At 55.6% G+C, this 12,917-nt stretch carries 14 protein-coding genes; 6 read left to right on the plus strand and 8 right to left on the minus strand.

What is annotated here, in order from left to right; all coding sequences use genetic code 11:
* Positions 1–154 precede the first annotated feature (154 nt).
* The 3 genes from FY034_RS11920 (at position 155) to FY034_RS11930 (ending at position 1,857) form a co-directional block, all read left to right on the plus strand.
* Positions 155–739 carry an FRG domain-containing protein gene (locus FY034_RS11920; protein ID WP_265550817.1) on the plus strand — a complete coding sequence of 195 codons (585 nt, stop codon included), beginning with the start codon at positions 155–157 and terminating at the stop codon, positions 737–739.
* A gap of 26 nt (positions 740–765) precedes the next feature.
* On the plus strand, positions 766–1,065 hold the full coding sequence (locus tag FY034_RS11925; RefSeq protein ID WP_265550819.1) for a hypothetical protein: 300 nt from the start codon (positions 766–768) through the stop codon (positions 1,063–1,065).
* A gap of 129 nt (positions 1,066–1,194) precedes the next feature.
* Entirely contained in the window at positions 1,195–1,857 is a 663-nt protein-coding gene (locus FY034_RS11930; protein ID WP_265550821.1) for a hypothetical protein, read from the plus strand.
* A 182-nt stretch (positions 1,858–2,039) separates the two neighbouring features.
* On the opposite strand, the gene FY034_RS11935 is transcribed toward FY034_RS11930, so the two are convergent.
* Complete coding sequence (locus FY034_RS11935) at positions 2,040–3,065, minus strand: DUF3089 domain-containing protein (protein ID WP_265550823.1); 1,026 nt, start codon at positions 3,063–3,065, stop codon at positions 2,040–2,042.
* Between the two features lie 152 nt (positions 3,066–3,217).
* Here FY034_RS11935 and cmoA point away from each other — a divergent pair, with 152 nt between their 5' ends.
* Together cmoA and cmoB are read left to right on the plus strand one after the other, a co-directional pair.
* A complete protein-coding gene (gene cmoA, locus FY034_RS11940) occupies positions 3,218–3,952 on the plus strand; it encodes a carboxy-S-adenosyl-L-methionine synthase CmoA (protein WP_265550825.1) in 735 nt (244 codons plus the stop codon).
* Positions 3,949–4,920 carry a tRNA 5-methoxyuridine(34)/uridine 5-oxyacetic acid(34) synthase CmoB gene (cmoB, locus tag FY034_RS11945; protein ID WP_265550827.1) on the plus strand — a complete coding sequence of 324 codons (972 nt, stop codon included), beginning with the start codon at positions 3,949–3,951 and terminating at the stop codon, positions 4,918–4,920. Before cmoA ends, cmoB begins: the two co-directional genes overlap by 4 nt.
* A gap of 212 nt (positions 4,921–5,132) precedes the next feature.
* Here cmoB and gcvPB read toward each other — a convergent pair whose 3' ends face one another.
* Genes gcvPB through FY034_RS11975 form a run of 6 tightly spaced genes read right to left on the minus strand, consistent with a single transcriptional unit; the run spans position 5,133 to position 10,343 of the window.
* Entirely contained in the window at positions 5,133–6,578 is a 1,446-nt protein-coding gene (gene gcvPB / locus FY034_RS11950) for an aminomethyl-transferring glycine dehydrogenase subunit GcvPB (protein ID WP_265550830.1), read from the minus strand.
* Entirely contained in the window at positions 6,569–7,915 is a 1,347-nt protein-coding gene (gcvPA, locus tag FY034_RS11955; RefSeq protein ID WP_265550832.1) for an aminomethyl-transferring glycine dehydrogenase subunit GcvPA, read from the minus strand. The genes gcvPB and gcvPA overlap by 10 nt, the downstream gene beginning before the upstream one ends.
* A 9-nt stretch (positions 7,916–7,924) precedes the next feature.
* Positions 7,925–8,299: a glycine cleavage system protein GcvH gene (gcvH, locus tag FY034_RS11960; protein ID WP_265550834.1), complete on the minus strand. Its 375-nt coding sequence runs from the start codon at positions 8,297–8,299 to the stop codon at positions 7,925–7,927.
* A gap of 41 nt (positions 8,300–8,340) precedes the next feature.
* Complete coding sequence (locus FY034_RS11965) at positions 8,341–8,754, minus strand: DUF3617 domain-containing protein (protein ID WP_265550836.1); 414 nt, start codon at positions 8,752–8,754, stop codon at positions 8,341–8,343.
* 26 nt (positions 8,755–8,780) lie between these two features.
* Positions 8,781–9,881, minus strand: coding sequence for a glycine cleavage system aminomethyltransferase GcvT (gene gcvT / locus FY034_RS11970; protein WP_265550839.1), 1,101 nt, complete (start codon positions 9,879–9,881; stop codon positions 8,781–8,783).
* A gap of 21 nt (positions 9,882–9,902) precedes the next feature.
* Complete coding sequence (locus FY034_RS11975) at positions 9,903–10,343, minus strand: hypothetical protein (protein ID WP_265550841.1); 441 nt, start codon at positions 10,341–10,343, stop codon at positions 9,903–9,905.
* Between the two features lie 143 nt (positions 10,344–10,486).
* Between FY034_RS11975 and FY034_RS11980 the strand changes: the two genes are divergently transcribed.
* Positions 10,487–11,734, plus strand: a complete 1,248-nt coding sequence (locus FY034_RS11980) for a GAF and HD-GYP domain-containing protein (protein WP_265550843.1) — start codon at positions 10,487–10,489, stop codon at positions 11,732–11,734.
* A gap of 70 nt (positions 11,735–11,804) precedes the next feature.
* Here the strand turns inward: FY034_RS11980 and aroF are convergent, their stop codons facing one another.
* Positions 11,805–12,824: a 3-deoxy-7-phosphoheptulonate synthase gene (gene aroF / locus FY034_RS11985; protein WP_265550845.1), complete on the minus strand. Its 1,020-nt coding sequence runs from the start codon at positions 12,822–12,824 to the stop codon at positions 11,805–11,807.
* Positions 12,825–12,917: the final 93 nt, after the last annotated feature.

Raw genomic sequence — 12,917 nt, forward strand, 5'->3', positions numbered from 1 at the left:
TGAAGACTATTTGAACGGCAGCAAGCGAATATAAAGCATATTATATAGGAAACCCCGCAGGTTTCTTATATAAGAAATAAGCATCCTATATAGGAGACAAGTTTACTATATAGGGAAACCTTAGATTAACGAATTATCTGGAAAGGATTGAATAATGCCTCCTAGACTTATTGAGTTACGAATCAATTCCTGGAAAGAAATACACGATATCTCAGAGTTACTTACCCCTTACGTCTTCAGAGGACAATGTGATGCAGATTGGGCTTTATCTACATCACTGGAGAGATGCTTTAAACGGTTTAACCCTCCTCTAAACATCCCACACAACAGGGAATATTGGATGTTGCATGAGTTTAAAAGGAAATACCACCTTTACTCCTCAACATCTCCAAGCGAGACAGATAATTTTGAATGGCTAGCAATAATGCAGCATCATGGTTGTCCGACAAGACTTCTGGATTTTACATATTCTATATTTTTAGCAGCATTCTTTTCCGTCATTGATGCAGAAACTGATTCAGCGATTTGGGCTATAAATCAATGGGATTTAAAAGAAAGCTTGAAAAAACATTTCCAGTTAAAGTTCAGTCCTGACACCTTAAGGGATGGCATGAACATACATCATATTGAACTTGCCAACTCATTCTTCGGAAAAAGAAAAACAGATCATACCTTCATAATTCCAGCAGAACCGAAAAGCTCACAGAGCGCATCTCAAGGCAGCAGGGGTTGTTTATAATACCCACCAATGCGGATATTTCATTTATGGAAAACCTCTATTCTGCGTATGGTTTTGATTTATCCACTGCTACAAAAGTTGAGGAAATTTCACTTGAGAAGCTTTCAGAATTAAACAAAATTTCCTTTAGCGGAATGGGCCCAAAATCTATTGCAAGAAAGATGAAAACAAAATATCCATACCCAATCATAAAGTTAATAATACCAAGGTCACTCCACTCCAAAGCGATCGATGGCCTGAATAGAATGAACATTAATAGAGAAACGCTTTTCCCAGGAGTTGACGGCCTTGCAATGTCATTAGTTCAGACAGTGATAAGAAGCTGAAAATAGTAGTAGATAACAATATAGATGCACTTGACCGAAAGACAGTCAGGTGATCTTCTTCACCGCTGGAAAGATTCAACACAATATTCAGAAAAACCTAGTGAAATCTAAATGAGAGTGAAGCTCCTGATGTTCCAATTACTGACAACTTTATCTCATCAAAAGCGGAAGGTATTGCGGATGGCGGTTATTCTGGCTACCTTGCTTATGCTGTTGGCGAGTGGTTGCGCCCCACAGCATCCGGTGGTGCCGCTTGATCCACGAGGGCAATTTCTCTCTGAGAAGACAGATGCACAGGCAATTGTCCGCACCGCCAAAACGGTTTCTCTGAGCCGCTATCGTGCACTGGCTGTAATTACGCCGCCCGATTGCCGCATCACCGCCGACGAGGTTGGTCAGCTGAAAGCTATCGGTTACTTCGATGAGGTGGTTGGCCTCCTTGAACTGCCGAAGTTTGCGACTGAACGGCATCTGCTGGAGAGTCCGGTCCGCTTCGAGAAGTGGGCTGATTATCAGGCCCTGGCGCGGGCCTACAAGCCGTTCCTGCTCGTCAGATTCCGCTGCATCCGCAAGGGGGATATCTGGTATCGCCTTACCGTTACAGACCCTGAGAAACCGGAAGATCTTTTCGTCAGCGAGGTCCGCGTCCGGACCGAGGCGGGGTACTTCATGCAGGGGTTGCTGACGCTGGGCGGCGGCTTGACGGTTGATGACGATTGTGTTGGTGCAGACAAGGATGTTCGTCACCCGCTTTACAATTCGCTTATTGAGTGGATCAACACCAATCGGTGATGATCTAGACGCTGAGTAACGTAACTTGGTATGTATTATCAGGATAGTTATGGCGTAACCAGCCAAAGAAGGCGATTCCAACAAGTTTTACGACCGGCCCCAAAACTTCGCAGGTCAAAACCATACCCGTTGCCACGAGTAAGTCCATACCTGCATGCAGCCGAAACAGTGCTAGCTCATGGTCAGCTCCCGCTATTTGCAGAGAAATAGTGCGCGATCCGGTCGGCGGCGTTCTGTCTGAGATTGAAGAAGTAGAATGGTATGTCGAAATTATGGTAGATACCATAGGCATTGTAGACGGCCGGATTGACGGTGCTGCAGATCACCACTCCCTTGGCTTGGTCAACCCGCGCATCGGCCAGACCGGTGACGCGCAGAATTTCTCCGTACTGATCAAGCACCGGAAACCCGGTTGCATCCAACTGAAGTGAGCCGAGGTTCTGGGAGGCAGCTGCCGTATTTTCGCCCAACGTCCAGGTGATCGGATTGATAGCGATGCCACCCGGTTGTGTGACGGGATTCGGTATGGTGGTAGTGGGAGCCTCAGTGTTCCAAGAGACGATAACGCCTGTGTCGCTGCTGCCCGTGGCAAACCGCAGGTGGGAATTCTGCGCCAGGTACTGCGGGGTGATCGACTGGCCGATGACGTACGCCGCGATCATCCGCTGATAGACGTCAGGGTGTAGCGTCATGTAGTCCGCCAGGAGATACTTGAGCACGGCTGCGCCCTGTGAATGACCGACAAGGATAAAGGGACGGCCGTTGTTATAGTGCTGCAGATAGTACTCAAAGGCCGCAATGACATCGGGGCCCGGCACTTTCCGGATGTTTTCGTCCTGCTGGTCGAAAGGGAGTGCCAACTGATAGGTGGCGTCCACCTGCCGGTAGTAGGGGGCAAAGATGTTGGCATAGGGTGCAAAGGCAGTAGCCTGTTGCTGATAGGCCCGCTGCGCGCCCTGCACCATGGTTGGGTTGTCAATGGCGCAGAAGACGGGGTCACTCGGGGTGGCCTTTTTATAGGCCGTCGGATATATGTAGAAGACATCCACATTTTTAATAGCCGATGAGGAGAGGACCAGCCAGTTCGCGGTTTGCGAGTAATCAGGGACAGATGAACCGGAGCTGCCGCCCCCGCAGCCGATCATCAGCAGTAGTGCGAGGCCGGTAACGACACCTGCGAATTTACGAAGCTGCGCCATGCATCCCATGTTTCGACCTCCCTGTGCTTTGCCCTCAAGTTGAGCCAGACCCGGTTCCACTACACTCCCGGCAGGTATCGTGTTGGTACGTTCTGCTGTTTTCAGCAGACGTGTCTGTATGCAACTTTTTCAAATAATAAGTCAATCAGGACAAGAGAACTGTGACAAAAAAAACCGACGCCATCTATGCCTCCCCCCTCCAGGATATCATCGATTTCCAGTTTGATGAGCGGGTCGTTGCGGTGTTTCCCGACATGATCCAGCGCTCGGTGCCGGGCTACGGCATGATCATAGCCAATATCGGCATCATTGCCGCCAGGTACGCCCAGCCCGGAAGTCACTGCTATGACCTCGGCTGCTCCCTTGGGGCGGCAAGCCTGGCCATGCGCCAGCGGATCACCACGCCGGACTGTGACATTATTGCGGTGGACAACTCTCCGGCAATGATTGAGCGTGCCCGGGAGCTGCTGGCCCTTGATAACGGACCGTCCATTCCGGTGACGATGCTCTGCAGCGATCTGCAGGAGGTAACGATTGAGAACGGGTCGGTCGTGGTGCTTAACTTCACCCTGCAGTTCATCCCACCGCCACAACGGCTGGCACTGCTGCAGCGGATCTATGCCGGGCTTAATCCGGGCGGTATCCTGATCCTCTCGGAGAAGATCGCCTTTAGCGAACCGGGGCGGCAACAGCTGCATACGGCACTGCACCATGACTTCAAACGGGCCAATGGCTACAGTGATCTGGAGATCAGTCAGAAGCGCTCAGCCCTGGAAAACGTGATGATCCCGGAGCCCCTTGCGGTGCATCAAAAGCGGTTGCAGAAGGCCGGTTTTTCCTGCGCTGAGCTGTGGTTTCAATGCTTTAACTTTGCCTCTTTGGTTGCGATAAAATGAAATGCTACGATGCACTCTATCCGCAGCTTGCTGCCATGGGGCAGGAACGTTGGGCTGAACAGCTGCAAAACACCCTGTCCGAGGAACGGCTGCTTGAACGGTACGGCGATATGCCGGAATGGCTCAGCGCCCTGCAGGCGCTGCCGGAGTTACGGCCCTCCTGCATTGATCTGCAGGACTCGGTGACCATCGGTTCAAGCAGCGATCTTGGCCATATCAGCCACGAAGAGCTGATCGCCCAGCTGCAGGCCTTTCACCCCTGGCGTAAAGGCCCCTACACCGTTTTCGGCGTTGAGATTGAGACTGAGTGGCGTTCTGACTGGAAGTGGGATCGCCTGCTGCCGCACATCCAGCCGCTGGCCGGACGCAGGGTCCTGGATGTGGGCTGCGGTAACGGCTACCATGGCTGGCGTATGCGTGGCGCTGGTGCCGACTTTGTGCTCGGTATTGAACCGTTTCTGGTTTCGGTGATGCAGTTTCAGGTCATGCAGCGCTACCTGCAGGATCCACAGCACCAGGTCATCCCGATCGGCGTTGAAGATCTGCCTGCCAACCTTGCCTGCTTTGACAGCGTCTTCTCCATGGGGGTGCTCTACCATCGCCGCTCCCCCCTTGACCATCTGCTTGAGTTAAAGGGCTGCCTGCGCCCGGGGGGACAGTTGATTCTGGAGACGCTGATTGTTGAAGGGGATCAGGAGACGATCTTCATGCCAGCGGGGCGTTACGCCAAGATGCGCAATGTCTGGTTCCTGCCGTCAATACCGGCCATGATCTTGTGGTTGCAGCGTTGTGGCTTTACTGAGATTGCCTGCGTCAACACCAATCGCACCAGCCATGGGGAACAACACGCGACAGACTGGATGCGTTTTGAGTCGCTGGCGGATTACCTTGACCCGAATGATGAATCAAAGACCATTGAAGGACACCCGGCACCGCTGCGGGCGATCTTTATTGCAACCAGGCCGTAGGGTAGCTTTATTAAGTTAGTTTCTCTGCACAGTCTTTAACCCCTCCCCGCTCCCCTTGTCAGGGGAGAGCCTATAAACGTCCCCCATGGCAAGGGGGGGATTGAGGGGGGTTGGTTTTGAATCTGACAAAATAGAAATAGAAGTCTGCTGCCGAAAAAGGCCGACTGGAATTACTTCCAGCCGGCCTTTTCATGTGAGACAGCAACGACCTGCTACCCGAGGCAGCAGACGGTCTGGCTGCGTGCCGCCCTGGTTTCATCCAGACGGGTAACCGGCATGCTGACCGGCATGGCTGCAAAGGAATCAGGATCAGCCTCGGCCTGTCTGGCAGCCTCGATCATCACCTCAATAAAGGCATCCATGGTGGCCTTGCTCTCGGTCTCGGTCGGCTCAATCATGATCGCCTCTTTGACGATCAGCGGGAAGTAGACCGTGGGCGGATGATAGCCCTTGTCGATCAGGAACTTGGCAATATCAATGGCATGGACACCCTGGGCCAGCTGTTTTGAGGCCGAGAAGACCACCTCATGCATGCAGGTCTGGCTGTAGGGCAGGTCAAACCAGTCCTTCAGCTTTCCCTTGATGTAGTTGGCATTCAGCACCGCCTGCTCGGAGACCTGAATCAGCCCTTCCCGGCCCAGCATGATCATGTAGGTGTAGGCCTTGACCATGACCCCGAAGTTGCCGAAGAAGTTGGCGGTACGGCCAATGGAGAGCGGATTGTCGGTCTGGATCTGCAGCGTGCCGCTGACCTCGTCATGGATAATGCGGGGCATCGGCAGGAACGGGATCAGGCTCTTCTTGACCCCCACCGGACCGGAACCTGGACCGCCGCCACCGTGGGGGGTACCGAAGGTCTTGTGCAGGTTGACGTGTACCACGTCAAAGCCCACATCGCCGGGCCGCACCTTGCCCATGATGGCGTTCAGGTTGGCGCCGTCGTAGTACATCAGGGCATCATGACTGTGGGCGATATCAGCAATTTCCTTGATGTGCGGGTTAAACAGCCCCAGGGTGTTGGGACAGGTCATCATGACCGCAGCCACTTCATTGTTCATGGCCTGCTTGAACAGCTCCAGGTCCATGTCACCGTAGGGAGCCGTAGGGATGGTGATGATCTCATAGCCCACCATGGCTGCCGAGGCCGGGTTGGTGCCGTGGGATGAGTCCGGCACTACCACGTATTTCTTCTTGTTACCCTTGGCCTTGTGGTAGGCCGCAACCAGCAGCATGCCGGTCATCTCGCCATGGGCGCCTGCCAGCGGCTGGGTGGTGACCTCATCCATGCCGGTGATGTCGGCCAGCATCTGGCCCAGGTCGTACAGCATCCCCAGCGCACCCTGGCACAGCTCTGCCCCACCGGGCAGGAAGGCGGTTAAGGGATGCAGCGGCGCAAACAGATTGGCAGCGTTTTCCAGCACCTTGGCGTTGTATTTCATGGTGCAGGAACCCAGGGGGTAGAAGTTGGTATCCACCGAGAAATTGCGGCGGGACAGGTTGGTAAAGTGACGCACCATATCCAGCTCGGACAACTCAGGCAGGGCCGCAGTTTCAGAACGCAGCAGGTTTTGCGGCAGCTCTGCAGCTGCAGGCACATCAGAGAGCGGCAGCATCACACCACGGCGGCCGGAGACGGATTTTTCATAAATCAGTTGCATAGTGCCACCTCCAGCGCCTTCACCAGCTGATCAATCTCTTTTTTGCTGCGTTTTTCAGTCACCGTCACCACCAGCATGTTTTCCGATCCGGCATAGAACCGGCCCAGCGGCAGACCGGCAGCAATCCCCTTGTCCAACAGGGCCGCCACCACCGTTTCCGCCGGTTTCGGCAGGCTGATGGTAAACTCGTTAAAGGTTGGAGCGGTCTGCAGCACCACCACACCCGGCAGTTCTGCCAGACGGGCCTTGGCATACTCGGCCTTGTCCCGGTTCAGGCGGGCCAGGTCAGCCAGCCCCTGTTTGCCGATGGCAGCCAGGAAGATCAGGCCGCGCAGGGCGCAGAGCGACTGGTTGCTGCAGATGTTGGAGGTGGCCTTGTGGCGCTTGATGTGCTGCTCCCGGGCCTGCAGGGTCAGCACGAAACCGCGCTTGCCGTTTTTATCCACCGTCTCACCCACGATCCGGCCCGGCATGTTGCGGATATGTGACTTCTTGGCGGCAATAAAGCCGAAGGAAGGGCCGCCAAAGGAGAGCGGATTGCCCAGTGACTGACCATCACCCACGGCAATGTCAGCCCCCAGCTCACCCGGTGACTTCAAGATGCCCAGGGCGACCGGGTAGACCGCGGTTACCAGCAGGGCGCCGGCAGCATGGGCCTGATCAGCCAGGCCGGAGAAATCCTCCACCCCGCCAAAGACGTTGGGATACTGCACCAGCACCGCAGCGGTGTTGCCATCCAGCTGTTTTGCCAGTTCGTCCCGGTTCAGCAGGCCATCCAGGGGGGGCAGCTCCACCAGTTCTGCATCCTGATTGGAGAGGTAGGTGGCCAGTACCTGACGGGCAATCGGAGAGACACAGCCATCCACCACCACCTTGGTCCGGTTGGTGGCACGCATTGCCATCAGGGCGGCCTCGGCCAGACCGGTGGCGCCATCGTAGAGCGAGGCGTTGCTGACATCCAGGCCGGTCAGACGGCAGATGGCGGTCTGGTACTCAAACAAGGCCTGCAGGGTTCCCTGGGAGCATTCCGGCTGATAGGGGGTGTAGGCGGTATAGAACTCGGCCCGGCCGGAGAGATGGTCAACCGCGGCCGGAATGACATGGTCATAGAATCCGCCACCGATGAACAGCGACAGGTTCTGATTGTTATCGGCAGCAACCGCCTGCAGCTTGGCATAGGTCTCAAATTCAGACATGCCGGCAGGCAGGTTAAAGGTGCTGCAGCGCAGCTCTACCGGAATCGGGGCAAACAGTTCCTCGACACTGGAAACGCCGATGGCAGCCAGCATCTCCTGAATCTCTTCAGGAGTATGGGGGCAATAGTGACTGGTGTTCATAGAATCTCCCTACAGGGTTTTAAGGTAGTCCTCGTACTGTGCCTTGGTCATCAGCTTTGACAGCTCAGCTGCATCGGCCAGTTCAAGCTCCACCATCCAGGCCTCCTCTTCTGCGGACTCGTTCACCTTTTCCGGTGCATCATCCAGCTCCGAGTTCACCTTGACCACCTTGCCGGAAACCGGGGCATAGATATCACTGGCGGCCTTGACCGACTCAATGGCAGCCATGACCTCTTCCTGCTTGACCACCTTGCCGATAGCCGGCAGCTCCACAAACGTGATGTCACCCAGCTCATGGGCCGCATGATCACTGATGCCGCAGACGGCACTGCTACCGCTCACTTTGACCCACTCATGTTCTTTGGTAAAATAGATCTCTGACATACGCTAACCCTCCAATGGTATATGGTTACAGCTGAACCTACTTATTTTTTGGGACACTCGCCGATCCGTTTTCCCTTTACCTTGACGGTCATGGCATGGCCCTGACTCTTCATCTTCATGATTGAGGCATAGGAATCCTGGCTGAAGATGGTTTCACCGTTAAAGGTACCGGCATTTTGCCCGGTGCATTTCATGGCCCAGACCACCTTGTTGCCGGACACCCGGTAATCGGTCAGGGTGCAGTTCTTCTCCCGGGCGATCACCTTCTTCTGATCCTTGACATCCTCTTTGGTGTAGCAGTGTTTGATGGTTGAGGCAGGAATCTTCATCGGCATGCCGGGCATCTCGGTCTGCGAGGTAACCTCCCAGTAGCCTTCACGGATACTGTCGGCGGCAAACGCCCCTGTTGACACCAGCAACACAGCCCCCAGCACAAAAACAGCGGTACCTTTCATGACAGACTCCTTTCGCTCAGATAACGTTAGCTGCGTACTGACCCTTGATCATAAAACGGCACGGAACAGACCGCCGCCTCCATCGCGGCCCGGTCCTGCCTGATGCTGAGACTGGTGCCAAGCGCCGCATAGCCCGGCTCAACATAGCCCAGGCCGATGCCGCAACCCAGCATGGGTGAAAAGACCCCGCTGGTCACCTCGCCGATCTGCTTTTCACCATCAAAAATACCGAAACCGTGGCGTGGGGTGCGACGTGAAGTAACCTTAAAGGCCACCTTGACCCGCTTCAAGGCCTGTTCCTTTTGCTGCAGCAGCGCCTCTTTGCCCACGAACTGTTTGTCCAGTTTGACAAAGGCCGCCAGATCGGCTTCAAGCGGTGTGGTTGCCTCGTCAATATCACTGCCGTAGAGCGAGTAGCCCACTTCCAGACGCAGCACGTCCCGTGCCCCCAGACCGGCAGGTTTCACCCGTTCGTCGGCCAGCAGTTTTTCCCACAGCTCGCCTACTTTATCGGCCGGCAGGAAGATCTCATAGCCCAGCTCACCGGTGTAGCCGGTACGGCTGACAATGGCCGGCACCCCCAGCACCGTCTGCTGCACGAATTTGAAATACGGGATCTCAGCCACCCAGCCACCCAGCAGGTCTACCAGCACCTCACGGGAGCGGGGCCCCTGCAGGTCAAGCTTGGCAGTGACAGCGGTGATGTCGCTGAACTGGCCCCCCTTCAGGCGGGACTGGATCACCTTGAAATCATTCGGGGCGGTGGCAGCATTGACCACAATCATGGCCTGATCTTCTGCCTGACGGAACACGATCAGGTCGTCAATGATCCCGCCCTGCTCGTTCAGCAGAAATCCGTACTTGGAGCGGCCGACCGGGATGGCGGTGATGGAAAAGGTAAACAGGTCCTCGAGTCCGCTGGCAACGATATCACCCGTGAACTGGAACTCTCCCATATGGCAGATATCGAACAGGGCTGCCTGCTCGCGGCACCAACGGTGCTCGGCAATGATCCCCTCGTACTGGATCGGCATATCCCAGCCGCCAAAGGGCGCCATCAGGGCCCCCAGGGCACGGTGCTGCCGGTTCAGGGGGGTAACCTGCAGTGTCTCGGTCTGATCGCTCATACACAAACTCCTTATTGGGATCTATCGTTTCTTTTTCCGGTGGCCCGCCTGGGAGGCAAGGGCCTTGATATCGGTCATCCGCATCTTCCAGCGCCCTTCTTCATGGTCCAGGGTGAACTCACGGCTCTGGCTTTCATCAGTACCGGGGCTACCCTCCATCCCCAGCCTGGCAAAGACCTTGGCGGTGGTCCGTTTCTCGCTGATCAGACGGAAATTGTTCAGCTTGTTAAAACAGCAGGCAGGCTTGATCCCGGCATCCTTCATGGTTTGGACAAAGCGTTCCCGGGTCATACCGCTTCTGTGGGAAAGGCTGTCGTACAGCTGTTCAAAGCGCCCCTCGCGCCAGAGATCAAGGCTGTCAGAGATGGCCTGTTCTCTGGGATCAGTACGTTGATCGGCACCGGCTGCGGCAGTCAAAGCGAAAACGAGGATCAGGATAATCAGAAATGACAGGCGGGACATAGGAAACGACCTCCCTGAAAAGTTCCCCATCGTAGTGCATCCTGTCCCTCGCAGCAATCAAAAATTAACGGAATTGAACCTTGCCAATCCCTCTTCTTCAGCTACAATAGTATTCTTAATGGCATACGTGCAGGAGGCGGGGCATGAGAGATTATAATGAGACATTACAGCAGCTTCTTAATTTTGGCCTTGATATCTCCCAGATCAAGGATATCGACTTCCTGCTTGAAAAGATCCTTTCCGAGGCCCGACGCTTCACCGGCTGCGATGCCGGCACCATCTACATCAAAGACGGCAACTGGCTGGCAGCCCGCTACTCACAGAACGACACGGTTAATACCCAGTTGGCGCCCCACCGCAAATCGGTCTACTCAAACATAACCATGAGGGTCGATAACACCTCCATTGCCGGTTATGTGGCTGCCACCGGCAACCAGCTCAATATCCCGGATGTCTACCATCTGGATGCCAACCTGCCCTACTCTTTTAACCGTTCCTTTGATGACTTGACCAACTACCGCACCACCTCGCAACTGGTCCTGCCGCTGACCAGCATGCGGGGCGAGACCGTGGGGGTGTTGCAGCTGATCAACGCCATGGATGCTGCTGGCCAGGTCACCTCCTTTGACGGCAACGATGAAAACGGCATCAGCTACTTTGCCGTGACCGCCGCCAACGCCATTGAACGGGCCAAAATGACCCGCGAGATCATCCTGCGGATGAACCGGATGGCTGAGCTGCGGGACCCCAAAGAGACCGGGCCCCACGTCAACCGTGTGGCAGCCTACTCGGTGGCGCTCTATGAAGGATGGGCAGCCCGCAAGGGGCTGGAACAGGATGAGATCGACCGCACCCGCGACATCCTGCGGATGGCCGCCATGCTGCACGATGTGGGCAAGGTGGCCATCTCCGACAGTATCCTGAAGAAACCGGGCCGTTTCACCCCGGAAGAGTACGACGTCATGAAACTGCACACCGTTTATGGCGCCCGGCTGTTTCCCGATGTCTACTCAGAACTGGACGAGTCTGCGGCAGCAGTCGCCCTGAATCACCACGAACGCTGGGATGGCAACGGCTACCCCGGTCATATCAGCCTGGCGACCCTGAAGCCGTTGCCGGGCTATGAAAAAGAGGATGGTACGGCCCGTGGCAAAAAAGGGGAGGAGATCCCCCTCTTTGGCAGGATTGTGGCGATTGCCGATGTCTATGACGCCCTCTCAAACCGGCGCTGTTATAAAGAGGCCTGGGATCCGGCTGCGGTGGTGGATGAGCTGAAGAAAGATGCCGGCACGGTCTTCGATCCTGAATTGATGGATGTATTTCTGGACAGCATCGACACCATCCGCCAGATCGGCACACAGTTCCCGGATGATGCCGATGCCCACGCTTGATACGGCACGGGCTGCCTTCCTATCGGCAGCCCGTGCTGTTACATGATGCAGCAAACTAGCCGCACCCGTTTCACAGACTCCGGCCATCCGCCTCGGCAAACAGACGCAACTTCTGCATCATCGCCGCGAATTTCTTCGGTTTCAACGATTGCGGACCATCGCTTGACGCCCGCTCGGGATCAGGATGCACCTCAACAATCAGGCCGTCTGCCCCGGCTGCCACTGCGGCATAGCACATCGGCGCCACATAGTGGTAGTTGCCGGTGCCGTGGGACGGATCAATCACCACCGGCAGATGGGTTTTGCCCTTCAGCACCGGAATGGCGGACAGGTCAAGGGTATTGCGGGTAGCCGTCTCAAAGGTTCTGATCCCCCGCTCGCACAGCACCACCCCCTGGTTGCCCTCGCTCATGATGTACTCGGCGCTCATCAGGAACTCCTGAATGGTCATGGCCATGCCACGTTTGAGCAGGATCGGCTTGCCGCACTGGCCGACCTTCTTCAGCAACGCAAAGTTCTGGGAGTTGCGGGCTCCGATCTGCAGCATGTCAGCGTAGTCGGCCACCAGATCCACGGTCTCGGGGTTGATGACTTCGGTCACGAACGGCAGGCCGGTCAGATCACGGGCCTTTGCCAGCATCTTCAGCCCCTCCTCTTCCAGCCCCTGGAATGAATAGGGGGAGGTACGGGGTTTGAAGGCACCGCCGCGCAACATGGTTGCTCCGGCCTCTTTAACCAGCCTGGCGCTTTCAATGATCTGCTCTTCACTCTCAACCGAGCAGGGACCGGCCATCACCACGACGCGGGAACCGCCAATCACAACAGAGTCACCGACCTTCACCTGACTTGGCTCATGTTTTACCTCGCTGGAGGCCAGTTTGTACGGTTGCAGGATCGGCACCACACTCTCAACGCCGTGCATATTCTCCAGCGACTGCAGCACCAGCTTCGCCCGTTCATCACCAATGGCGCCGATCACGTCTCTGGTGGTGCCATGAATAATGTGGGGCTTATACCCCAGCTCCTTGATCCGCTTCACCACTTCATCCCTGTCTTTCTTGCCTGCGCCTGCCTTCATGACGATGATCATCTCTCGCTCCTTTTTCCCAAAAACAAAAGGCCGGGAGGAATCCCCCGGCCATAGAATCGTTTTGCCACATCAAACGAAAAAAGCCGGGGAGAC

The sequence above is a fragment of the Trichlorobacter lovleyi genome, from assembly GCF_015239775.1.
Lineage (GTDB): Bacteria > Desulfobacterota > Desulfuromonadia > Geobacterales > Pseudopelobacteraceae > Trichlorobacter > Trichlorobacter lovleyi_B.